Genomic DNA, 23,555 nt, shown 5'->3' with positions numbered 1-23,555 from the left:
AATTCTTTTTAAATGCCTATATTTTCGCTATTTAATAATATGCAAAAAAAGCATATTATTAAAATTATTTTAAATTTTTTTAGTAATTTTAAAATTAATTTTATTTAATTAGTGATATAATTTGTTTTGAATTTAATCAGAAAGGATAAAAATGCAAAGCGTGGTAAAAACCACCTGTCCGTATTGTGGAACGGGCTGTGGGATTGATCTTATCGTAAAAAATGGCAGGATAGTTGAGGCAAAACCAACTGAAAACCACCATGTAAATGATGGCGAACTTTGCCTTAAAGGTATGTTTGGCTGGGAGTTTGTAAATTCTCCAAAACGCCTAACCAAGCCACTTATCCGCAAAAAAAATGGTGTTTTTGACAAACACGGCGAACTAACGGAAGTAAGCTTTGACGAGGCTTATGAATTTGTGGCGCAAAAATTTAAAACTACCGTTGAGAAGTACGGCAGTAACGCCATTATGGGCTTTAGCTCTGCTCGCTCAAACAACGAAGACAACTATGTCTTTCAGAAATTTTTTAGGGCACAAGGTAGTAACAATGTAGATCATTGCGCTCGTCTTTGACACGCTCCAACAGTGGCAGGTCTTGCCAACACACTTGGAAATGGAACTATGACGAACGACTTAGTTGAGTTTGCGACCGATACTGATGTATTTTTGCTAATAGGCACAAACACAAGCGAGTGCCACCCTATCATCGCCATGCAAATGCAACGCGGACTTGAAAGGGGCGCAAAAATGATCGTAGTTGATCCAAAGCGCACAGATATGGCGAAAAAGGCTGATATTTACTTGCAAATTCCTATTGGTGCAAACATCAAAACACTAAACACTATGATGAATGTGATACTCTCTGAAAATTTACAAGATGATGAGTTTATCAAAAACTATACCATAGGATACGAATGGTTAAAAGAGGCTGTAAAAGACTTTACTCCGGAGCGCTTTGAGCGCGAAACTGGCGTGAGTGCAAAGCTTATCACTGTAGCTGCTAGGATGTATGCAAAAGCTGGAACAGCTGCTATTTGCTATACTATGGGCATCACTCAGTTTACAGATGGAACATCAAATGTCTTTTGCCTTTCAAATTTAGCCCTTTTAACTGGAAATTTAGGCAAAAAAGGCGCTGGGGTAAATCCGCTCAGAGGACAAAACAATGTCCAAGGCGCATGCGACATGGGAGCATTACCAAATGTCATACCAGCAGGAGCCGTAAATTCTCCTTACGCACAAGAGCAAGCTCGCAAAGTATGGCACTTTGAGCTAAATCCAACTCCAGGATTTAAACTTACGCAAGCCCCAGATAAGATAGATAGTGGCGAGATAAAGCTACTTTATGTTTTTGGCGAAAACCCTGTGATGAGTGATCCTTGGACAGAGCACTTTGTTCATGCTGTTCATCATCTTGACTGCTTTATCGTCCAAGATCTTTTTTTAACTGAAAGTGCACAAAAAGCTGATGTAGTCTTGCCAGCTGCGTGCTGGGGCGAAAAAGATGGAACTTTTCTTAATACATCTCGCCGTGTTCAGCGCACTCGCAAAGCCAGCGAGCCAGTTGGTGGTGTGGAGCCTGACTGGAAAGTGGTATGTAATATCGCTAAAAAGATGGGACTTGAGGGATTTGGTTTTCATGATGCAGAGCAAGTTTGGAATGAACTTAGAGAGCTTCAACCAAAATTCTTTGGTGGCATAAGCTACTACCGTCTTGAAAAGCTTGGTGGAATTTCTTGGCCTTGCCCAGATGAGGAACATCCTGGCACACCAGACCTTTATACGGATAAAATTTCTATGCTGCCTGATGGCAAATTCCGTTTTGCGCCAGTTATCTACCTTGAAGATAAAGAGCAGCGTGCAAGTGCTGAGGCTGAATTTAGAGCAAGACTAAATATCCCTGATACTCATCCAGTGGGTAGCGGAATGCTTAGTGAAGTGCCTGACGAGGTCTATCCTTGCTTATTTACAACAGGTCGTAAGGTATATCACTATCACACTGGCACGATGACACGAGAATGCCCTGCCCTAGAGCATGGTGCTGGAATGGAGGGTGCGCTTATAGAAGTTAGCGAAGATATCGCTAGAGAAAGGGAGCTTGAAGAGGGTTGCTATGCACTGGTTGAAAATAAAAGGGGCAAGATAGCAGCTAAACTTCGTATCAACCCAGACCTAAGAGAAGGCACGATATTTACGACATTTCACTACAGTGAAGCAGATGGCAACGAACTTGCAAATGCAAGCGATCCAGACCCACTTTCTGGTATCACTCCACTTAAGATGACCATCGCAAATATCAAAAAACTCACCGAAGATGAGTTTATAAAATTTAGAGAGCAAAACGAGATAAGCATGCACTCTGAAACCCCGTATCTATCGGTACGAAGGTATTAAGAAAAAAGCCAAGAGTCCTTCTCTTGGCTTTTTTTACTCTGGATCTTTACTAAATTCATTATCCCTGAAAATAGCATAGAAATTTATCCCCCAACAAATGAATGTCATAGCAAGAAATATCGCTGGAAGTATGATATAAAAAACTTCAAAAAACATAGCAAAAACCGAGCGTGAAACACCAGCTACAAAAAGTGCGAAAATTCCAAGTCGCGAAAGCCTTAAAAAGACAAGCTCTTGTCCACTATGTCTAAGCCCAGCCACATTAAATATAAACATTATAATGCCAAAAATAGTGCAAATAGCTATAAGATGTATGGCGTTTGAACTTTGAGAAAGTTCTAAAATTTCACTTACCCCAAGCCAAATATAACCAAGTCCACCAATTAAGCTAATAAGATAGTAAAATACAACAAAATGTCGCTTTAGTAGCACTTTATAGTGCATTTCATGAAGTCTTGCCATCATTATAAAGCCGCAACCAAGCGAGATAAAACCTAAAATTTTACTTGATACTTCAAATAAAACAGCAAGTAAAAGAACCGTAAGTATAGTTAGCAAAAGATTTTTATAGACAAAATTTGGGGCAAAAACCGCCTCATTCATACCCTCTTCTAATTTAAACGCCTCTTTACCAAGTACCACGCTAACACGAAAGCTAACTACCACAACGGCTAGCATATTAAGATGAATTTGAGCGCTTAAAAACTTCTCATTTTGTGTAAAAACATACAAAAAGTTAAGAATACAAAAGCCTGTTAAAACTGCCAAAATACTAAAGTTATCATCATTTTTATCCAAAAATATAAGCACAGCGGCAAAAACTAGCAGATACACCCAAAAAAAGCCCATTATAAAATAGCCCTTTTCAAAACCCAAAAACATAACCACAAAGGAAAGGGCAAAAAGCACAAACATCGCTATACTATGGCGTTTTAGGCTGCCAAGATAGCTCGTCCAGTCTGGTATAGCCGTAAATAAAAACCCAGCATACGCAAGCGGGCAAACAAGCCCTAAAAAGGCAAATTTATGCAAACTGACAAAGTCCTCTGCTACAAAAAAGCTAGCACAACCAAGAAACACACAAAATACTGCACAAAAGAAAAAAATTCGCATTGGATGCGTAAAAAAGTCGTTAATCAAAATATATCCTTGAAGCAAATTTCTCATCTATAACCCTACTCACAAACGCAAAATCGCGCTCTTTTTGTGGAATTTTAAGTGATAAATTTTGCTCTACATGCATACCTTTTTGACTTAAAAACAAAATTTCATCACTTAGCCTTACCGCCTCAAATCTATCATGAGTAACCAAAACTATACTCATGCCAAGTTCTACTCGGCTTAAAATTTCAGACATTAAAATTTCTCGCATATCAACATCAAGCCCAGAAAATGGCTCATCCATCAACAGCAAGTCAGGCTCTCCGATAAGTGCACGCACAAAGCTTACGCGCGCACGCATACCGCCACTTAGCTCACTAGGATACTTCATCGCATCTTTTTTAGCAAGTCCTACGACAGCTAAAAAGGCTAAAATTTCATTATCACTCTTATCTTTGTTTGCGATACGGATATTTTCAAGAGCATTTTTGTGTTCTAAAAGTCGGTTTTCTTGAAAAAGATATCTGGTTTTTTTAAAAGAATTTAAAATTTTACCTCGCTTTGGCTCGTTTAGCCCAGTGATTAATCGCAAAATCGTAGTCTTTCCACATCCAGATGGACCAAAAAGCGTTACAATATACCCAGCCTCAAGGCTTAAACTAAAATCACGAACTATGCGATCACGCAAAATTTCATACTCTAAATTTTCTAAAATAAGCAAACTAGCCTCCTAGCGCCGCCACGGCATGAGTAAAATTTTTAAAGGCTCTATGATAAGATACTCAAAAAGCATTACAACGGCTATCGTTAAAACCACATAAGCCATAACGGTTGGCGTATCTAGCATAACGCGTGCGTCTGCTATCTTTGAGCCAACTCCATCTGTTGCACCAAGTAGCTCAGCCATAATGACTATCTTTACACCCATACCCACAGCTACGCTTAATGAGCTTATAATGTAGCTTGTTAGGTGCGGAAGATAAAGGTGGCGAATTTTACACCTAAGCCCCAGCCTATGAGCATCAAAAAATTCGCTAAGTTGCTCATTTACACTCATCATGCCTATCATAGAACTTGCAAAAGTAAGCGGGATACTTGTTATAATGATAGTAAAAATAGTACTAACATTACCAAAGCTAAACCAAAAAAGCGCCAAAACCACCCAGATGATAGGTGGCATAGAGAGCAACATCGTTATAAATGGCTTTAAAAATGCAGCAAAGCTACGGTATGAGCCTGCAACAAGTCCCAGAGTAATGCCAACAGCACATGAAATTCCTATCCCCACCGTAGTGCGAAAGAGTGTGATAGGTATATCATGCTTATCATACTCTTGTATAATCTCATAAACTTTTACAAAAACCACCTTTGGGCTTGGTAGCAAAAACTCACCAAAGATTTCACTCCCAAGCTGCCAAAGTGCGATCGCTAGGCATATAATCCCAAGCCCACTAAGTCCGCCAATAAAATAATCAGCAACTCGCCAAACCCCCTTGCGCTCTATCTTTACACCATCAACAAGTATCATAAAAATAGGCTCTTATCGGGCATTTTACCGCCTAGAAGTTTTGGATTAAGCTTAAATATAATCTCAAAAAATGCCAAAATTTCATTACCTATCTCACTTGCTTTTGTTACACTTAAATTTGAACGCTCAAAGCTACTAACAAGCGCGGGCACTGGTGCAGGAAGGTAGTTTGCACCAATCTCTGCGGCACTTTGTTTATTTTGCATGATCCAGCTAAGCGCATTTGTAAGATCGCCGTGAAGAGTATCAAACAGCTTCATGTTTGAGTTATAAAATTTAGTATCTACGATGATACCAGCTTGCGGGATAATAGGCTTAGTATTAAAACTTTCGCCCCAAATTTTTGGAAGTTCTAAAGCACGAACAACATCAACCCCCATCCTCTTACCGCGCAATATAGCTGCTGAGCTCATCGGTTCAATGCTTAAAACTACATCAAAATCCTTTTGCAAAAACATCGCAATAGCCTCTGGCGGAGTTTGAGAGTAGGTTACATTTAGTTTTGAAAAGTCCATGCCACGCTTTGCGCAAAGTGCCTGAAATACAATATCTGGCATATCATTTTTAAATGGCATAATGATCTTTTTGCCAGCCAGATCTTCAAAATTTCTCACACTATCATCTTTTGCCAAAACATTTAAAAGACCGTTTGTAAGTATATTTAACATCCCAAAATTTAGCCCCTGTGCTGCTAAATTTGCACCGACATTACTAGGTGCCATCGTAACTTTCATAGTACCATTTGCAACACCAGCCCGAAGCTGATCAGGACTTTTCCAAATTTTAAGACTTGTATCATAAGTCTTTGAAAGTTCACCCTGCATGCTTGCAACAGCCATGATAACACTAGGTATAGCTGGCGCACCCCACATTAAAAAGCTCTCTTTTGCAAACAAACTTGGAGCAACCGCGCTCGCTCCAAGGGCAGCACCTAATCCTAAAAAATTTCTTCTTTTCATATTTTCTCCTTATCTTAACTTAAAAACTTGCATGAAAACTAAACCAAAACTGCCTACCTGGAGCACTTACAACACTTGGATCTAATGCACCCACATGTGCCCCACTTATAAACTTAGCATAATTTTTATCAAAAACATTATTTACACCAAGTCGCATGCCAACCCTATTTTTAAACTCAACACTACCATAAATATCAAGCGCACTAAAGCCTTTTGCCGCATCTTTTTTATCTATGCCAAGCCCAGTTGTCTTATCCCAGTCGCCACGAGTTTGCTTTGCTACATAACGCAAATTTGTGCCAAGACCATAACTGCCAAAGCTAGCGTAATTACGATAGTCAAGTTGCCAGTTTAGCTCAAATGGTCGCATTTGATAAAGTGCTCTATCATCAGTTGTATTTTCTGCATAGCTATAAAACAAACTAAGTTTTGAGCCAAAATTTCTAGCAAAATTTACCTGCGCACCTAGGCTTGCCAAAAAGAGCTTTGCGTCAACATTACGCGTAATGACTGCGTTTTTATTCATGTTGCTATTACTTTTTGAATGAAAACGATCATAAATTATCAAATCCTGCACATCATCAGCTATAAAGTAACCATCAATCATAAAAGAATTTTCGCCCTGCATTGAGTTTAGATAGCTTCTGTAGGCTTCACTTGCAAATTTAAAATCAGCCTTTATGCGGTTATGTCTTTCTGGTTTTAAGAATGGATTTGATATCCAGCCATCATCTTGCGGTCCATAAAGTGCGTTAAAGCGCTCCATATTATCGGCAACTCGGTAAAGACTTTCAAAGGCAATGGCGTATTTATCCTTTTCATTTGGTGTAAATTCATACTTTATCGCACCACCAAGCCCCTCGTGCCTTATCTTTCCATCAAAGTCTTTTTTGTATATATATTTCCATAAGCCTTTTGTCGTATTTTGTGCATTGCCCATCTTAAATTTCTCTTCAAAGCTCTTTGTCTGTGCGCTATTATAAATATATTCAAGCCCTAGTGAAAGCTTATGAAACTCATTAAATTTATAGCTTAATGTATCAAAAATTTGATAGTTATTTGCATCTACGCGCGGAAAGCGATTACCAGAGTGAAAAAAGTTAGCTCCTTGTTTTGTATATCGCTTGCCTTCGTGGCGATCACGAGAGATCTTAAAACCAGCAGTATTATGAAAATTGCCAAGATCAAAGTCGTGTTTTATACCAAAATCCACCACCTTTCTTGAAAGCTCAACGCTTGCCTTTTGAGGGATATTTCTCAAATGATTGTTGGCTTCGCGCTTTACATCACGGTAGATAAATTCTAAATTTAGCATATTACCAAGTGCTTCATCTCCGATTCTAGCATCAAATTTTGCAACATAACGATCGGTTTTTAAAGCATCCATTTTGTGCTGTGGCTGCTTATCATCATCGATACGGTCATGAACAAGAGTTGCACGGAGCTCACTAGTATCATTTGGCAAGTAGCCGATTATAAAATTTTGCCCATGCCTTTTATATCCAAAACCAGCCTTTTTACCGCTTCCGTCTTTGTAGTCATTAGCTTTTGTGTAGTGTGTATTTAAGATGGTATAGAAGTTGTAGCCACGGTATCTATAAAGAGCCGAGCCATAAAAACTGCTACCGTACATACCTGAACTTAGATGAAATTTATCCATGCTATCATCAAGCTTATTTGTAACAAAGTAGTACTTGCTTCTATCTGTGTGGTCAAACTGGTTTGTTGGCATCGTGCCTTGTGCTATGTTTGGCGTTATGGGCGGAGGTGGTGCAAATTCTTTAATAGGCTTTATAACGCCTCCTGAAGCGATATTTTCACCTCCAAATAGTGAAACCAAAGCCAAGCTTGAGAGTAAAAATTTTCTCATCATTTTCCTTTTATATTTATTTTGAAAATGATAAATTATATCATTAAAATACAAAATCTATCTTGATTAGTATCAAGAAAATTAAATATATTTAATATGTATAAGTTATTTTATTAAAAAGCAAAATTTACTCAAATGATATTTTAATAATTTTAGACTAAACATAATCAACCTGTATTTTTATACTCATGATATCAGATACAAAAACTATATTTTTAAATTTACACCAAAAACAAAATTTATTGTCTATTTTTGAGATATATTATGAGATAGATTAAGTACTTAGTATGTGCGTATGTTTTTAGAATATGGTGCCTGAAGTCATAACATGCAAAAACCACTTAGAATAACTATATAATCAGTATTCTTTTTAAACTATATTTGGTATTCTATCCAAAAATATGTTAAAAATCAATCCATATTAATTTATAATATAGTAATAGGTATGTCTGTGAGTTGTGCCATGGCTAACTATTTCTAGTTAGAATATGGGTCATCTATGAGCTTCACTTCGTTACGTATGGTTATCTTTTAGAATTAAGACAGCAACCGCCCTACACCACAAGTGGGTAGGGCCCGGTTGCTTTTGGCTTACACATGCCACGTCGTGGCATAATTAACCCCACACTCTCCATACATAAGAATTACGGCAAAGAAGACTACGATGTGGTCTTCTTTGCATTTTAAATAAATAAATATATATTTATAAATAAAATTTAAATAAATATATTTATAAGTAAATATATATTTCTGGACTTGTTAAACTTGTCCCTTACCCCCCTAGTAAAGATGTCCTATTATTGGGGGTTCCAGAGTTTTGATATATTGATTTTTTGTAAAATACCCCCACTTTTTGTAAAAAAACCCCACTTTTTGTTTAGTTTAAGTTTCAGATTAATATTTTATTAACTATATAATATTTACCTTTAATTCTTTTGGATTGAGATATATATCCATAGAATTACCACCAATACGGGCTTTTTCTGTTTCAAGATGATAAAATACATTCTCTCTTTCTTTAATATCAGATTTTCTTTCTACAAAATAAGTAGTATCAATTGAGTTTTTAAATGATGCTGCCCCTGAATAAGTCTTTGAACCCTTAGGCATATGATTCAGAAAGATAATACAACATTGATAAGTATCTCTTAGATCTTTGAGTTTTTGCATTAATTGCTTGACATAGAAATCATCTATCATATCTCTTTCGGCTATATCTCTAATAGAGTCAATAAAGATAACAGAGTTTTTTAATCTAGTTTTCATTTCTTTTGACTTTTTATTATTCTGATTTAAAAAAAAATAGTCCAATGCTTTGATAGGGTCTAAATTTTTATTCTTATCAGAGTTATAGGATATATACTTTAATGCTTTTTTCTCCCTATTATTCTTTGTATATTTCTGTCATTAAGAGTAGCCATACCATTATCAAAATCTAAATAGATAACATTTTTAACCCCAGTTTCTCTTTTGTTATCTAGTAGATAATAGGCTAGATGGGTACTTACTAAACTCTTACCAGTTCCGGCTTCGGCAAAGAGCATTACTATTGTACTAAAAGCTATTCTGTCAGGTAGTATCCATCTAACTTTTGCATTTGCTATTTCATCATATGTTGTAGCCCTTTCCAGTATATTATCCCAGCCATAATTAATATTTGACTTATTGAGATTATTTATGCTATAATCCAACTGCTTGTTTATTTGGGGCTTCTTTAAACTCTTAGCCCCTATTTGTTTTTTATATTCCAAACTCATGACTTGCTCCTTTATTAGTTATTTTGTTTTCTGTTTTTATTTTTGGATTAGACTCTTTTACCAGCTTTTGTTCTAATATCTCTTCCTTTGAACCAAAATCTTTTGGTAATCCGTTTGCATATAGCTCATTTTTATCTATATAGATATATCCTAGTTTTATTGATGAACCATACACCTTTGCATCTAATAATTTATAGTGGCTTTTAAGTTCTATTAGTCCCTTTTCATCATTCCAATTTTTCATAAATTTTTTAATGTTATGAACCATGCCTACATAATTAATTTTTGTTATCTTGTCCCAATACTTTGTTAAAGCATCTATTTTAAATATTGTCTTTGAATACAGATTTGGATTATTTGTTTGTACTTCCTCTAAAAATTTAGTTTTATCTTCGGGTTTTATTTTTAGCTTATTTAATATACTTGCTTTAAGATTATCATTTTTTATAGCTTCGTATGCCTCTTGAAATTTTTCAGTCATATATACATAAGGGGTATAGTGTTTATTCTCTTTAAACAAAAAGGCTGTATTCTCTTCTGGCAAATACAAATGTCTCCCATTTTTATTGTGTAGTATCTGATGTCCTTGGCACCTTTGTATTGTTGTAGTTTCGTCAAAATATTCCATTATATCTTTGATAGGTATTTGTTTTGATATGGCAGTATAGCTTACTCTTGTTAGGAACTGAGATTTATCTATTGTATCCTTTGGATCGTTTTTAAACTCATGACCTCTAACACTATCTAGGGATTTATTTAATGTATTAGTATCTAAATTATCAATTTCAGATTTTATGCTAGCATCTTTAAGTACTTTTTCATTATTTAAAACATTTCCTTTTATATTTATAATTGAGACTCCACTCTTTGGTGTATAATATAATTGAGAAGGGCTATTGCTAACCTTATCTACTATACTATTTAACCCTAATTCTTTTGTAATATCTTGGATATAGTTTTTATATTCTTTAATTTTTGGAGCTTTGGTAGTTGGTATTATTAATCTAAATTTTTCAGTCTTTTTGTCTAATAGATGAGAAGCAGAGGGATAGATATAACCTTGTATTCCTTTGCTTTGTAGCATTGAAATAGCGTTTTCTATACTAAATTGATGATTGCTTCTACCCTCTTTATATTCTGTATTATCTATATCATATATTAGTGTAGGTATTATACTCTTTATATTAGATGCCTCTCTCTTGCCATTAGCAAATTCAGCCATTGAAATAGCAGAATATGACTTTAAAACATTATCTATATTATATGGCTCTACCTGAATGGTTTTCCAGTTATTTAGAGCTTGATATTTTGGCTTTTGACTTGTTGAACCTTTTAACTCTTTGAAGTCATCTGTTACACTTAGTGTTATTTTTGCCTCTTTTTTGTAGGCTTGTATTGTATTGTATATTTGTTCCAGCTCATTAACTACATGAAAAAAAGCACCTTTTCTTCCATTATAAACAACCTTACACATTAGGTCTGTTAGATTAAAACTTCCAGTAAAGCCTTTGACTTTTGCCTTTCCTTTATCTGTTAATTCAGCATTGATTTTATATTTTTCATTTATGATAGATAAAAAATCTGACATATCTAAACCATTAAACTTCTTGCCTCTGTCATAATAAGATGCTTTTATTTCGGCATTTTGTTCTACTGTTTTTAATAGGTTGTCTATTGTAGAACATATACTATCACTAAGCAGATCTTTTATATCTGGGTCTTCACTTGGCTTTGAATCTAAAATTTGTAAATTTGAATTTTCTTCCATTTTATTATTCCTCTCTTTTCCTTTGGAAACTTTTTGTGCTGCTTTTTGAAAGTTTTCCCATTGGGTTTTTAGCTTGTCTTCTGATAACCCTATTGGATTAATATTATTTAGTTCATATTTATTTGATAATATATCATTAACTACTCTTTTAAACTTTTCTACTGCCTTAGCCATAACTGCTTTATTTTTATTGTAAATTAGACCACCGCTTCTTATCTCTGCTGTGTATTCCAAATTTTCAAGACTAACTATTAAATGAATATGTGGTTTTCTTTGTAATGGTTCTGAATTGATATGAGCTGCATTAAGCCTTTTATTGTTTTCGTTGGTTTGGGCTCTTGGTATAAATGGCTCTTCTTTTATAATTGGCAAATGTGCCTCTGCATAGTATAATAACTCGCTTAGATTATGGTTGGGAAAGGTTAGCCTTAAATAATCCTCTATGAGATTATTAATCTCCCCTTTATCATATAGCCTTTGCCATTCATCATCAGTAAAAGACAAAGAGATATGATAATATGCCTCTTTATCCTTGCCTTTTTTACTATTTGATTGTTGTCTGTTTATAGAATCTTCTATTAACTCAAGATTTCCAGTAAATACAACTCTATCATCTTTCTCATCTCTTGTAAGCCTAGAATCTTTTTTCTTTCCAGTTTTTAGATAATCGCCTATGCCACCAGTTCCCTTAGTTATCTGAGTTATCATTTGATTCCTTTAAATATTTGATTATGCCTGCAAGTAGTCTTTCATTTTTATAAAGAGCTTCTTGGGTATTTTGTATATCATTCAAACTTATATTCCCTTGTTTTTGAGCTATATTAACAGCCTTGGCTATTTGGTTAATATTACTAAAAGTTCTAGCAAGATTTGATACTATAATAGGATCAATATTGTTAGACTCTACAATCCTTATTTCTCCATTTTCAATAAGGTAAGTTACTGCCTCAGACATTGTCATATTTACCTGTGAGCTTTGATTATATAACTTCTGTTTTAGCTCAGAAGTTATTCTAATTTTTAGCTCACAATCCTTATTATTTTTTTTCATAATAAGCCTCCTTATTTATGTAAAAAAATTTTTAGTGAGATAGTTATTTTTTGTAAAAAATAAATCTCACAACCAGCTCTCTGCAAGAGCAAGATTATTAGTTGGGAAAAACGAAGTGTTCCCACACTAATGTGTCTTGCTAATCTCTTATATACTATATTACTAATCGCTATTGTATTATTCATATAACACCATTTGACAAAAATTTTTTTACCTATTGGTATTTTTTTCTTTCCACATGCTATAAGCATTCTTAGCCTTTTTGTCATTTCCATAGGTATATATAATAAAACTACGAAAATCATCTAATAATTTTTGGGTATTAGCAAGCTCTTCTTCTAGCTCTTTTATTTTTTTATTTTCTAAGAGTGAATAACCCCAAAAAGATAAAGCCAAAACAAATACTAAGGCTATTGTTTTAAATCCAAAAAAGAAAAAACCAGAATGTAATTTTTTAATCAAGCTATCTACTCGTTTCAGTTGATGTTGCATATTTTTGTCTATTGTATTATTGACATTAAGTATCTCTTGAATTTTTGAATCTATTATTTCAGAACTCTTTTTAGTTTCATATTTCATATTAGATAAAGCATTATTGATTAAAGTTACAATATCTTTACTTTGTATAATCAACTCTTTGCCTTGGGCTATATTGTTTTCTAGTGCTAATACAGCATTGCTAGCTTCTGATATATGATCGCTATTTGATATTATTGCCATTATAATCTCCTTGTTTGTATATAGGTTTTTCCTCTTTCGGTTTATTTTTATGCCATTCTTCAACCCATCTTATAAGTGTAGCCTTTGTTGGAAAATCTTTACTATTACGAGTTAAACCCTCCTATTTCTCTAAACATTTTTCTACATCTTCTAAATTTTTGTATTGATAAAAATAAGAAGATATGCAACCCTCTTTTACTTTTTTAAACTTTTTGTCTATATATTCACAAAATCAGATATTAATTTTCTTATGTGATATTTTTATATTAAATTGTTTCTCACATACGCAAATACACTCTTTTTGTGTTGCATTGTTAGGAAAAAGACTATCTATGCAGGCTTTCTTTATCTTATTTAATTGTTCCTCTCTTCTGTAACTTTCTAGTTGTTTTATGATGTTTTTATTTCTTGACATTTTATTCTCCTATTAAAATAGATTTAAAATCATATAAACTTATTAGATATTTATCCCACCAATTAGCTAATACTCTCAGTTCTTTCTGTATATCTTTATCTTTATAACTCAATTCCATATAAGCGGCTTCCACCTCATTCTTTGCTGGCTGATGATACATATAGAGTTCAATAAAAATATTATGTATATTGTGATTTTTTAGATTCTTCATACAAAAGGTTTTAAATGTTCCTCTTAGTCCATGCTTTGTTATTCCAGAAATTTTTTTCAGTAAATTATTGATTTTCTGATCTGATACATTGGTAAAAACCTTATCATTGCCTTTCTCTTTATCTTTCAAAATACTTAATATTTCAGTCATAGTGTCAGATAGAGGAAGAATAAAATCTTGTCTTGATTTTTCTGTCCTTAATTCTCCTTTCATTCTATTTTTAGTTATGGTTATAGTTTTATCATTTAGATTGATATCTCTCCATCTAAGGTCAAAAATATTCATGCTACGCATAGCAGTTTCTAGGGTTAATAAAACAAGTATCTTTCTCCTATTATTTAGAATTTCTAAATTCATAATATTTTTTAGGAATTCTGCTAAATCTTTTTCATTTATCAATTTTGGGTGATGTTTGCTAGTTTTTCTACTAGGTAATTCATACTCCTCAGAGAAATCAAAGTTAGCTAATATATTATTTTCAATATGTCCATATTTTTTAGCATATTTAAAACAATTCAAGAGTATTGAGTATAATTTATAATTGGTAGCTGGTTTATTTTCATTTGGATTAAATATATTTCTTTTTAAATCATCAAGGGTAATATCTCCAATAGCCTTATTGGCTATATTTGTATTAAGTATATATTTATTAGCTCTATTTTTATATCCTTTAATTGTATTACTTTTGAGCTTTAAATTCTTATTGACATAGTTGTCTATAAAATTATTCCATACATCTTTGAAAATTTTTCTAGGAATAGGCTTCTTGCCCTCTCTGATAGTATCTTGAAGTCTTTGAGTTTCTTTTAACATAGACTCAAACGAATCAATAGGATATTCCCCTATTGATATATAATTAACCTTATTGTCTATATTGGTATATAATTTAATAGTCTTTTTTTGTTTAGGAGAGATTTCTAATCTCCATCTAGGAGAATCTGGTATCTTAATCCTTGTAGGTATTTCTTTTGTATTTCTTTGACTGTCTATCCAGTTCCTCATCTTTTTAAAATCAAACATAATTAATCTCCTTTTTGAAATAATTATACCTGTTATAAAAAGAATGCTATCTATTCAAATTTATGTCAAAAAATATGTCTTATTATTATGTCGATATTATCGATTTTTAAGACATATTGATAGTAAAAATAACTTGAAAGGATCCTGTGAACGTAGTTCTAAGAGTTTATATTGTGTATTATATATCTAGGGTATGGTGCCCGAGGTCGGACTCGAACCGACACAAGGTTGCCCTTACCAGATTTTGAGTCTGGCGCGTCTACCAGTTTCACCACTCAGGCTTTTGAAGTTTGTTATTGTATCAAAATTTTATAAAAAGCAGATTAAAAAGCTGGAAGCCAAGTGGCTTCCGAGCAAGAAATTACTTCTTCTTAGTAGCTTTTTTGCTACCAGCAGCTACAACTTCTTTAAGTTTTTTACCAACTTTAAATTTTACAGCTTTGCTAGCTGGTACATCGATAACTTTCTTTGTTCCAGGAACGCGAGCTTTTCTAGCAGCTCTGTCAGCAGTACTAAATGTACCAAAACCGATAAAGCTTATGCTATCGCCTTTAACAAGAGCAGCAGAGATTGTCTCAAGAGCAGCATCAACTGCTTTTAGAGAATCTTTTTTAGAAAGACCAGCCTTATCGGCAACAGCTTGAATGAATTCAGCTTTTTTCATGAACTATCCTTTGTTTGAAGTGTTACAGTGCCTATTTTACACTCTTTTTCAAAAAAAAACAATAGCTTTGCCCCTAAAATTCACAAAATTTACAAATTTCTTTGCAAATTTGCCCTATTTTTAGCAAATTTCAAACAAAAGTTCATTTTTATACCCTATCTTTTTTATATCAACAAGTGAAATTTCATCAAATTTCATAGCCATTAGCTCATTTTTGCTTTTTACACCATTTTTTGCTAATTCTCGTAAAATTTTACCCCGATAAGCCTTAGCATAATGGCTTACTATCTTACCATTTTTTATAAATTTATATGTATAAAACTCTTGCTTTAGCTCATAAAATTTCTCATAAAACTCAGCCCTCAAATCAACAACCACTTCATCTTTTAAAAACTCATCAACAGCAAATGAGAAATTTTGCTTATAAAACTTCTCAATATTTAATCCATCTATCTTTTGTCCTTGCTTTAGTTTATACTCTGGCAAAAGATCACTTGCTAGTACAACACCAAAGAGATTTGAAAATATCAGGGTATTTTCATCTATATATGTACGAGCCTTTTGGCTTAATTTCTCATATCCAAGATGAGCATAAGCCACACCGCTATAGCGTAAAATAGCCTTTATGCACCCTTTTGAAAAGATACTTTCACGAAGCCCTTGTGAAATTTCTTTAAGTCCAAAAAGCCTACAAAGCTCATCCTTAGAGGCATTTTTTACAAAATCATCATAAATATTTAAAACAAAAGATCGTTTTTCATAAAGCTCAGGAAATATAAAATTTTCTTTTTTTACCGACACATCACCACTTTGGGTGCTTTTAGCTTCACTTGGCGAAAATAAAATTTTCATTTTTTCTCCTTTTTTTGTGATTATAGTATAAATTTTTTTGATTTTTTACCGATATAGGGCTAAAGGAATGAAATTTGCTTTTATGCAATAAAAATTTAGGATATAAAAATGAGAATAACAAATCAACTTCAATACGCCCAAACTATGCGCAACTATCAGCAAGGTATGGCAAATGTTAATAAATACAACCTACAAATTTCAAGCGGAACAAAGATACAAAATTCTTACGAAAGTGCGGCTATTTATAATGATGGCATGAGGCTTGATTATGAGATTACTACACTTGAGCAGATAAAAGAGGCAACCTCAAAGTCTCAAAATTTCTCAAAAAATAGCGATAAGCAAATGCTTGAGTTTAGCAAACAGCTTGATAACTTTAAAACAAAGCTTATCCGTGCAGCCAGCGATGTTCACAGTGTAACATCTCTTGAGGCTCTAGCAAATGACCTTCAAGGCATTAAAAACCATCTTATGAATATCGCCAACTCATCTGTAAATGGTCAGTTTTTATTCTCTGGTTCGGCAGTCGATACAAAACCTATAAGTGCTGACGGGACATATAATGGCAATGCTGAGTCAATGAAAACAGTCGGCGGAAGCGGTATTGAGATACCTTACAATATAAATGGTTTTGATATTTTTCAAGGCAGAGACAATGACTATAACAAAATACTAACAACAAATGTCTTACTGACCGATAAAACAAGTCCAGATATAGACGGCGAGAAAAAATACATTACCGAAGAGAGCAAACTAAGAAATTTAATAGGCTTAAACTACGCAAAAGATAGTATAGCCTCGGCTAATAACGACGGTCTTAAAAACTACAAGGGCAGCATAGAGCATGACTTTGACTTTTTAGATAGCACAAAAGTAAAATTCCCAGACACTTTCTTTTATATGCAAGGAGTAAAACCCGACGGAACTAGCTTTACGAGTAAATTTAATATGACTCATGATGCCAGTATGCGTTCAGTCCTTGATAAGATAGGTATAGAGTTTGGCAACACAGACAAATCAAAGGTCGTTGATGTAAGTTTAAACAATAGCGGACAAATAGAGATAAAAGACCTTACTAAGGGCAGTCAAGTCCTAAATTTTCACCTTGTAGCAGCAACAGAGCAAGCAGATAATAAAGAAGGCTTAGCGGCACTATCTGCCCCAGGACACACATCTGCAGCATCAGTAACAACACTAGCTGACCTAGAAACTGCAGCAAAAGCTGGTAAAATTTATATAACAGATTTTACCAAAAACAACTATAAAGATAGTGGCGACGAAACAGTAAATAGCTTTGACTTTGATAAAGTAAAGCTTGAGCGCAAGGATAACAAACTAACCGCAAATATTACACAGCTAAACCGAACCACAGGAGAGTATGCAACAGATGCTACACGCCTTAGTGAAGTGGTTAACACAAAACAGCTTTATGCTGGAAGCGAAGATAAATATAACATAGACGGTCAAGTGATAGGACTTGAAGTAAAGTCAAGGGCTGGAACAAAGTACCAAATCGAAGTTAAGCTAGGCACAAAAGATCCTTCATCTCCGGTTTCATTTAGCATCAAAGGAACTGATGTTAATGGCAATGCCATTTTTGGTGGTACTACAAGAAATTTAGCTGTCTATCATGCTGAGCCAAACGGCATACAAAAAGAGCAAAGAACACAAACTGATGACTTTACATATAGACAACTTATGGATATCATAGGTATGGCAGCAACTGATAGCATACCAACGCCTCCCCACGCAGAAAGCACATCAATAACCGAAGCTCAGAGAAAAGCCAACTACGATGCATATATGAAAGCCATAGATCAGTCAAGAGGTATGGCTGAAGTAAATTTAAATCACAAAGGACAAATCGTCTTAACAGACAAACAAAATGCCGTAACAAAGATAGAAATTGCCATGTATGACGCAAATGAAAGTGGTAAATTTTATGGTGATAGCACAGGTCAAACAGCGGCAACAAAACAGGGCGAAGGCTCTGTTTTTAACTTTATGCAAAACAACGCTCTAACAATAGATGAGCCTGGCATAGATCTTTTTAAAGACTTAGATCAGATGATACAAGCTGTAAAAAAAGGAAATTTGCGCGCAGATGCTGATAGTAACAACCCAAGAAATACAGGCATACAGGGTGCAATAAAAAGACTTGATCACATTATGGATCATGTTAGCAAAGAGTCCGTAAAGATAGGTTCTTACACAAATTTACTTACTAGCACAAACGAGCGCTCAAGTATAATGAGCGTAAATATCGCAAGTGTTAAAAGCGACATCATAGATACAGATGTTGGACAAGCTTATTTAAATTTAACCCAAAAGATGATGAGCTATCAAGCGATGCTACAAGCTACTTCAAAGATAAACCAGCTAAGCCTACTAAATTATATGTAAGCCATTTTAGGCGTTTTTAAAAGCTCTGTTGATATAATAGAGCTTTTAAATTTTAAAGGATTAGCCATTTTACGACAAACTATTTTTATCATATCAACTTGTATTTTAATCTATTTTGCACTTTGTACATATCTGCCAATGGCTGACTTTGTTGGTAGCTTTGGTCAGTTTTTAGGCACTCTAAATCTCTCGCTTTTTGGGCTTTTATCATACATTTATCCATTTTTACTAATCGCCCTAGCCTACTTTTTATATAAGAATTTTATAAACTTTAATATCGATCTAGCACAGCTTGGAGTTGGTAGCTTTTTGCTGGGGATAGCACTTTTAATGCTTGAAGCATTTTTGTTTGATGCTCCTTTTGATGGAATTATTGGTAAATTTATAAACGATGCTCTAAACGAAGTTATTGGAAAGCTAGGCACTTTTATCATTATTATGGGACTTTTTGTCCTGTCTATAAGTATGGTTTTTAAAGAGGGTGTTTTATCTCTAATAAAAAAAGCCTATGTTGATCCAAATGCAACAATAAAGATACCTCCTATCACTCAAGCCGATACTCAAACAACACAAGAGTTACAACCTTTACAAAGACAAAATCCTGAACCTGCACTAAAGCCAGAAAAAGCAAAACAATCTTCACAAAAACAAGAACCAAAGACTGAAAAAACTCCAAGCGAGCCTGAAATTTTAGAAAACATAAAAGAACTTGCAATACAAGATGAGCTTGATGAACTTGAAAAGCCGGCTATAACACGCCATTCCCGTAAAAATAATGTGGAAATTTTAAACGAAGTTGCCGAAAATAAAAAGCTATTATCTCAAATCGAGCAAGGAAAAGTTGAAAAACCAAAAAACTTTGAACTACCATCACTAAAATTTCTAGCCGATCCGCCAAAGCGCATAAATAGCGTAAACGAAGACGAAATCGATCAGAAAATTTCAGACCTACTTGATAAGCTAAGGAAATTTAAAATAAACGGCGATGTTGTTAGGACTTACACAGGGCCTATAGTGACAACATTTGAGTTTAAGCCAGCACCAGATGTAAAAGTAAGCAAAATTCTTACCCTCCAAGATGACTTAGCTATGGCACTAAAAGCTCAAACTATCCGTATACAAGCACCTATCCCTGGCAAAGATGTTGTTGGCATAGAAGTTCCAAATAAAAACACAGAGACTATTTACTTAAAAGAAATTTTAGAAAGCGATATCTTTAAAAATGCCGCTAGCCCTCTTACAATGGCACTTGGCAAAGATATAGTGGGTGCGCCATTTATAACAGACCTTAAAAAACTTCCTCATTTACTAATAGCAGGAACTACTGGCTCTGGAAAAAGTGTGGGCATAAATGCTATGCTTTTAAGCCTGCTTTACAGAAATTCTCCGCAAACTTTACGCCTTATGATGATAGATCCAAAGATGCTAGAATTTAGTATCTATAACGACATACCGCATCTATTAACTCCTGTAATAACTCAGGCAAAACAAGCCATAACGGCACTTTCAAACATGGTTGCTGAGATGGAGCGTCGATATAGCATAATGAGTCACGCAAGAGTAAAAAATATAGAAAGCTATAACGAAAAGATGAAATCAGAGGGCGGCGAGCAGTTTCCATACATCGTAGTTATCATAGACGAGTTAGCTGATCTTATGATGACAAGCGGCAAAGATGTTGAGCTTTACATAGGTCGCCTTGCACAGATGGCAAGAGCGTCTGGCATACACCTTATAGTAGCCACCCAACGCCCAAGCGTAGATGTCGTAACTGGTCTTATTAAAGCAAATTTACCAAGTCGCGTAAGTTACCGTGTAGGTCAGCGTATTGATAGTAAAGTCATACTTGATCAAATGGGTGCAGAAAGCCTGCTTGGTCGTGGTGATATGCTCTTTACTCCTCCAGGAAGCCCTGGTATTATCAGACTTCATGCTCCTTTTGCTAGCGAAAAAGAGATTGAAAATATAGTTGAGTTTTTAAAAGCACAGCAAGAAGTCGTTTATGATGAGAGATTTTTATCAGATGGTACTAATGGTAGCGATGGCGGCAATAGCGAAGGGGTTGCCGCAGGCGAGCTTGATGAACTTTATGAGCAGGCAAAAGAGATAGTATTAAGCGAGCAAAAAACATCTATATCATATCTGCAACGCCGTCTTGGTGTTGGTTATAACCGTTCAGCAAATATACTTGAGCAAATGGAAAGAATGGGTGTTTTAAGCACTTTAAACGCCAAAGGACAGCGAGAAATTTTATAATTTTTAACTTTTTTTGCCGTTTTTCCTTGACAAATGATAAAAAAATCTGTATAATTCAATTTCTTTTTTAAAGCGTTGGGGTATCGCCAAGCGGTAAGGCAACTGGTTTTGGTCCAGTCATTCAGAGGTTCGAATCCTCTTACCCCATCCACACTTCAGCTCAAATTTAATATGACGCAGAGTAGAGCAGTGGTAGCTCGTCGGGCTCATAACCCGAAGGTCGGCGGTTCAAATCCGTCCTCTGCAACCAGTTTAAAGCCCCGTATTTTGCTATACTATAACTACACTTAACCCAACTTAAGTATACCTTAACTCCCTTAAATTCGAGGAGCTTTTAAGTAGCTCACCTACTTCAAGCACAAGTTAAGCTAATACTTAAAACAACCTTTAACAAACATCAACATTAACAACTTCAATCCGTAAAGTAACCAGCTTAAAACATAATAGTCTATTTCTAGCATTATTTAAGCCAGTTGCTTTGTCACTCATTTTTAGCCACTTAATCAAATTAATAATATTATTAATAAGTATAGGGCAAAAAAGGAGATTTAACTACCCCTCTAGGAGAAAAGAGTGGGAAGCAAGCCCTAAGAAGTGGTTAAAGTATTACTAAGAGATACTTAAAGTGTTGCTAGAGATGGCTATAGCTATTACTTATACAACACCTTTAATACACTTATAAAGCTTTCTTAACTCATCTTTTACTTCTAAACCAACATAGACTAAAGGAGTTAATGATGAGCAAGGACATAGACCAAACTAGATTTAATGACCAACTAAGATTAGAATAACAGGGCATTAATGAGGGTATAGAGAAATTCACTCGTGAGCATAATGATGCTATGAGTAATGGCAAACTTAGTGATACAAAGGTAGGTGCAGTTGTTATATTTGAGCTAGTAAGCCCTTACTACACAGCTTTAATAGACTATAAAAGCACAAGCCCAAAATGTGCTAGAGATAGAGCAGTACATACTTTCTTGGATGGCTTTGAGCTTGATAAGGTAGCTTATATTGTCATAAAGTCAGTTTTAAGTAGTATAAGCTCAAGCAAAACAACCATAGCTAATATCTGTAAGCTCATAGCAACTTCTATACAAACCCAAAAGAGTATTGATGAGTTTGCTAAAAGCAGTATTAATAATAATGGTAAGACTTGGGCAGATTACATAAAAAGAACTAGAAAAGCTAAACAAGCTCAAGGTTCAGCCCCTGCTAGGACGGCTAAGGTGCTTGAAGCTACTATGGAAAGGGTTAGGTTTTATCCAGATACATTGAAACCAGTTTAAAGACCCACTTTAACTAAAATATTTTAAAAGCTAAATTTTTCCCATTAAAAACAAAATTATATCGATGTCTAAAATTGCCCAACATTCAAATTATCTCTATGATTTTAAACAAAAAATTAAAAAATCATAAAAAATTTTATATTATTTGTTTTTTTTCAGTATTTTGATGTATAATAATAAACACAAAATTTCAAGCAAAGGAGTTAAAGATGAAAATATCAGGTAAAGTGACTATGATGGTTATAGCATCACTAACGGTTTTGCTAGTAGCCCTTGTTGCTTTAAATCACAAATTTTCGGGCGATATGATCACCCATTCAAAAGAGGAGTTGCATAATTCTCTTATGGATAAGCAAAAAACTGCTTTAGTAAATGAGATGAAAATTTACACGGACTTCATTAGTGCAATACAAAAAACATATATGGAAGATGGTGAAGGCAAGGATGTTACCATTAATGATATCATATTTAAATATGTCAAAAACATAGTCTTTGGAAAGTATAAAACAGGCTATGCTTTTATCATGAAACCAGACGGCACCTATGTTATGCACCCAACACAGCCAGATCTAAATGGCAAAAACAGACTTGAAGTAGCCGACAAACATGGTGTAAAATTTGTTAAAGAGTACATAAGAACAAGCACTCTTGATGAATTTGTTGAATATACCGTAACTAGCAATGGAGAAGACACTCAAAGACTAGGCATATCTCAGGCTATTAAGATAGCTGGCGAGGATTTTGTTATAGCTATGGCAACATCATTAAATTCTCTAAACGAGCTCATCAAGGAGACCGAAGAACATCAAGAAAAAATGGCATCTGAAAATTTGATGATGTTTATTATACTAGCTGTCGTTATAGCCGTAATAGCACTTATTTTAACGATGTTATATTCAAAATTTTCTATCATCAAACCACTAGATGAACTCATCACAAGGGCTAAAAACCTATCAAGCGGAGATGGTGATCTTACAAGAAAACTTGAGGTTAAAGGCAAGGACGAGATAGCACAAGCTAGTAGCGCCATAAATGATTTTATCGAAAAAGTAAGGGTTCTTATCGCAAACGCAAAAAGTCTCTCATCAGAAAATAGCTCTATCGCAAATGAGTTAAGCTCCACCTCACTTCAAACTGGCAAACGAGTTGAAGAGTCAACCGAAATGGTAACTCTTGCCACTCAAAAGTGTTCAAACATGCAAACAACTATGTCAGATTCTGTTGAACTAGCAAAAGTTGGCAAAAGCGACCTTCAAAAGGCAAGCGAATACATCGCCACAGCAAACCACGCTATAC

The 23,555-nt window shown here is 34.5% G+C and carries 18 protein-coding genes, 3 tRNA genes and 1 pseudogene; 7 read left to right on the top strand and 15 right to left on the bottom strand.

The window, feature by feature from the left end; translation table 11 throughout:
* Positions 1–151 precede the first annotated feature (151 nt).
* Entirely contained in the window at positions 152–2,395 is a 2,244-nt protein-coding gene (locus LQV35_RS02960) for a molybdopterin oxidoreductase family protein (protein ID WP_230056376.1), read from the top strand.
* 33 nt (positions 2,396–2,428) lie between these two features.
* Here the strand turns inward: LQV35_RS02960 and LQV35_RS02955 are convergent, their stop codons facing one another.
* The 15 genes from LQV35_RS02955 to LQV35_RS02885 all read right to left on the bottom strand — a co-directional run bounded on the left by LQV35_RS02955 (position 2,429) and on the right by LQV35_RS02885 (position 16,311).
* Positions 2,429–3,562, bottom strand: a complete 1,134-nt coding sequence (locus tag LQV35_RS02955) for an NnrS family protein (protein WP_230056375.1) — start codon at positions 3,560–3,562, stop codon at positions 2,429–2,431.
* On the bottom strand, positions 3,528–4,217 hold the full coding sequence (locus LQV35_RS02950; protein WP_230056374.1) for an ABC transporter ATP-binding protein: 690 nt from the start codon (positions 4,215–4,217) through the stop codon (positions 3,528–3,530). The genes LQV35_RS02955 and LQV35_RS02950 overlap by 35 nt, the downstream gene beginning before the upstream one ends.
* Before the next feature lie 9 nt (positions 4,218–4,226).
* Positions 4,227–5,024 carry an ABC transporter permease gene (locus LQV35_RS02945; RefSeq protein ID WP_230056373.1) on the bottom strand — a complete coding sequence of 266 codons (798 nt, stop codon included), beginning with the start codon at positions 5,022–5,024 and terminating at the stop codon, positions 4,227–4,229.
* Entirely contained in the window at positions 5,021–5,983 is a 963-nt protein-coding gene (locus LQV35_RS02940; protein ID WP_230056372.1) for an ABC transporter substrate-binding protein, read from the bottom strand. The genes LQV35_RS02945 and LQV35_RS02940 overlap by 4 nt, the downstream gene beginning before the upstream one ends.
* Before the next feature lie 19 nt (positions 5,984–6,002).
* Positions 6,003–7,853: a TonB-copper family protein gene (locus LQV35_RS02935; protein WP_230056371.1), complete on the bottom strand. Its 1,851-nt coding sequence runs from the start codon at positions 7,851–7,853 to the stop codon at positions 6,003–6,005.
* A 909-nt stretch (positions 7,854–8,762) separates the two neighbouring features.
* The gene (locus LQV35_RS02930) at positions 8,763–9,119 is read right to left on the bottom strand and encodes an AAA family ATPase (RefSeq protein ID WP_230056370.1); all 357 of its coding nucleotides are present in this window, start codon (positions 9,117–9,119) and stop codon (positions 8,763–8,765) included.
* A 98-nt stretch (positions 9,120–9,217) separates the two neighbouring features.
* The gene (locus tag LQV35_RS02925) at positions 9,218–9,610 is read right to left on the bottom strand and encodes an AAA family ATPase (RefSeq protein ID WP_230056369.1); all 393 of its coding nucleotides are present in this window, start codon (positions 9,608–9,610) and stop codon (positions 9,218–9,220) included.
* On the bottom strand, positions 9,594–12,086 hold the full coding sequence (locus LQV35_RS02920; protein WP_230056368.1) for an aminotransferase: 2,493 nt from the start codon (positions 12,084–12,086) through the stop codon (positions 9,594–9,596). The genes LQV35_RS02925 and LQV35_RS02920 overlap by 17 nt, the downstream gene beginning before the upstream one ends.
* Entirely contained in the window at positions 12,067–12,429 is a 363-nt protein-coding gene (locus tag LQV35_RS02915; protein WP_230056367.1) for a hypothetical protein, read from the bottom strand. Before LQV35_RS02915 ends, LQV35_RS02920 begins: the two co-directional genes overlap by 20 nt.
* 210 nt (positions 12,430–12,639) lie before the next feature.
* Entirely contained in the window at positions 12,640–13,149 is a 510-nt protein-coding gene (locus LQV35_RS02910) for a hypothetical protein (protein ID WP_230056366.1), read from the bottom strand.
* 232 nt (positions 13,150–13,381) lie between these two features.
* The gene (locus LQV35_RS02905; RefSeq protein WP_230056365.1) at positions 13,382–13,564 is read right to left on the bottom strand and encodes a hypothetical protein; all 183 of its coding nucleotides are present in this window, start codon (positions 13,562–13,564) and stop codon (positions 13,382–13,384) included.
* A gap of 1 nt (position 13,565) precedes the next feature.
* A complete protein-coding gene (locus LQV35_RS02900; RefSeq protein ID WP_230056364.1) occupies positions 13,566–14,795 on the bottom strand; it encodes a tyrosine-type recombinase/integrase in 1,230 nt (409 codons plus the stop codon).
* Positions 14,796–14,989: 194 nt separating this feature from the next.
* Positions 14,990–15,076: transfer RNA gene (locus tag LQV35_RS02895), tRNA-Leu, on the bottom strand.
* An 80-nt stretch (positions 15,077–15,156) separates the two neighbouring features.
* Positions 15,157–15,459 carry an HU family DNA-binding protein gene (locus LQV35_RS02890; protein WP_230056363.1) on the bottom strand — a complete coding sequence of 101 codons (303 nt, stop codon included), beginning with the start codon at positions 15,457–15,459 and terminating at the stop codon, positions 15,157–15,159.
* Positions 15,460–15,579: 120 nt separating this feature from the next.
* A complete protein-coding gene (locus LQV35_RS02885; RefSeq protein ID WP_230056362.1) occupies positions 15,580–16,311 on the bottom strand; it encodes a YaaA family protein in 732 nt (243 codons plus the stop codon).
* Between the two features lie 108 nt (positions 16,312–16,419).
* On the opposite strand from LQV35_RS02885, the gene LQV35_RS02880 reads away from it, so the two are divergent.
* The 6 genes and pseudogenes from LQV35_RS02880 to LQV35_RS09195 form a co-directional block, all read left to right on the top strand.
* A complete protein-coding gene (locus LQV35_RS02880; protein ID WP_230056361.1) occupies positions 16,420–18,714 on the top strand; it encodes a flagellin N-terminal helical domain-containing protein in 2,295 nt (764 codons plus the stop codon).
* A 138-nt stretch (positions 18,715–18,852) separates the two neighbouring features.
* Positions 18,853–20,970, top strand: a complete 2,118-nt coding sequence (locus tag LQV35_RS02875) for an FtsK/SpoIIIE family DNA translocase (protein ID WP_230056360.1) — start codon at positions 18,853–18,855, stop codon at positions 20,968–20,970.
* A 76-nt stretch (positions 20,971–21,046) separates the two neighbouring features.
* Positions 21,047–21,121: transfer RNA gene (locus LQV35_RS02870), tRNA-Gln, on the top strand.
* Positions 21,122–21,145: 24 nt separating this feature from the next.
* A tRNA-Met gene (locus LQV35_RS02865) sits at positions 21,146–21,220 on the top strand.
* Positions 21,221–21,812: 592 nt separating this feature from the next.
* Positions 21,813–22,259 carry a hypothetical protein gene (locus tag LQV35_RS02860; protein WP_230056359.1) on the top strand — a complete coding sequence of 149 codons (447 nt, stop codon included), beginning with the start codon at positions 21,813–21,815 and terminating at the stop codon, positions 22,257–22,259.
* A 209-nt stretch (positions 22,260–22,468) separates the two neighbouring features.
* Positions 22,469–23,302 (top strand): annotated as a pseudogene (locus LQV35_RS09195) (cache domain-containing protein); the annotation flags it as partial.
* Positions 23,303–23,555 lie beyond the last annotated feature (253 nt).

Origin of the sequence: Campylobacter suis (genome assembly GCF_905120475.1) — a bacterium.
Taxonomy (GTDB): Bacteria; Campylobacterota; Campylobacteria; order Campylobacterales; family Campylobacteraceae; genus Campylobacter_A; species Campylobacter_A suis.
This window is presented reverse-complemented; position numbering and strand designations above follow the sequence as displayed.

What these genes read in the sequence shown, in the direction of transcription:
- LQV35_RS02930 (WP_230056370.1), bottom strand. Translation starts at nt 9,119, where the DNA reads ATGAAAACTAGATTAAAAAACTCTGTTATCTTTATTGACTCTATTAGA.
- LQV35_RS02880 (WP_230056361.1), top strand. Translation starts at nt 16,420, where the DNA reads ATGAGAATAACAAATCAACTTCAATACGCCCAAACTATGCGCAACTAT.
- LQV35_RS02890 (WP_230056363.1), bottom strand. Translation starts at nt 15,459, where the DNA reads ATGAAAAAAGCTGAATTCATTCAAGCTGTTGCCGATAAGGCTGGTCTT.
- LQV35_RS02945 (WP_230056373.1), bottom strand. Translation starts at nt 5,024, where the DNA reads ATGATACTTGTTGATGGTGTAAAGATAGAGCGCAAGGGGGTTTGGCGA.
- LQV35_RS02935 (WP_230056371.1), bottom strand. Translation starts at nt 7,853, where the DNA reads ATGAGAAAATTTTTACTCTCAAGCTTGGCTTTGGTTTCACTATTTGGA.
- LQV35_RS02900 (WP_230056364.1), bottom strand. Translation starts at nt 14,795, where the DNA reads ATGTTTGATTTTAAAAAGATGAGGAACTGGATAGACAGTCAAAGAAAT.
- LQV35_RS02910 (WP_230056366.1), bottom strand. Translation starts at nt 13,149, where the DNA reads ATGGCAATAATATCAAATAGCGATCATATATCAGAAGCTAGCAATGCT.
- LQV35_RS02920 (WP_230056368.1), bottom strand. Translation starts at nt 12,086, where the DNA reads ATGATAACTCAGATAACTAAGGGAACTGGTGGCATAGGCGATTATCTA.
- LQV35_RS02915 (WP_230056367.1), bottom strand. Translation starts at nt 12,429, where the DNA reads ATGAAAAAAAATAATAAGGATTGTGAGCTAAAAATTAGAATAACTTCT.
- LQV35_RS02955 (WP_230056375.1), bottom strand. Translation starts at nt 3,562, where the DNA reads ATGAGAAATTTGCTTCAAGGATATATTTTGATTAACGACTTTTTTACG.
- LQV35_RS02885 (WP_230056362.1), bottom strand. Translation starts at nt 16,311, where the DNA reads ATGAAAATTTTATTTTCGCCAAGTGAAGCTAAAAGCACCCAAAGTGGT.
- LQV35_RS02875 (WP_230056360.1), top strand. Translation starts at nt 18,853, where the DNA reads ATGGCTGACTTTGTTGGTAGCTTTGGTCAGTTTTTAGGCACTCTAAAT.
- LQV35_RS02925 (WP_230056369.1), bottom strand. Translation starts at nt 9,610, where the DNA reads ATGAGTTTGGAATATAAAAAACAAATAGGGGCTAAGAGTTTAAAGAAG.
- LQV35_RS02905 (WP_230056365.1), bottom strand. Translation starts at nt 13,564, where the DNA reads ATGTCAAGAAATAAAAACATCATAAAACAACTAGAAAGTTACAGAAGA.
- LQV35_RS02860 (WP_230056359.1), top strand. Translation starts at nt 21,813, where the DNA reads ATGAGTAATGGCAAACTTAGTGATACAAAGGTAGGTGCAGTTGTTATA.
- LQV35_RS02940 (WP_230056372.1), bottom strand. Translation starts at nt 5,983, where the DNA reads ATGAAAAGAAGAAATTTTTTAGGATTAGGTGCTGCCCTTGGAGCGAGC.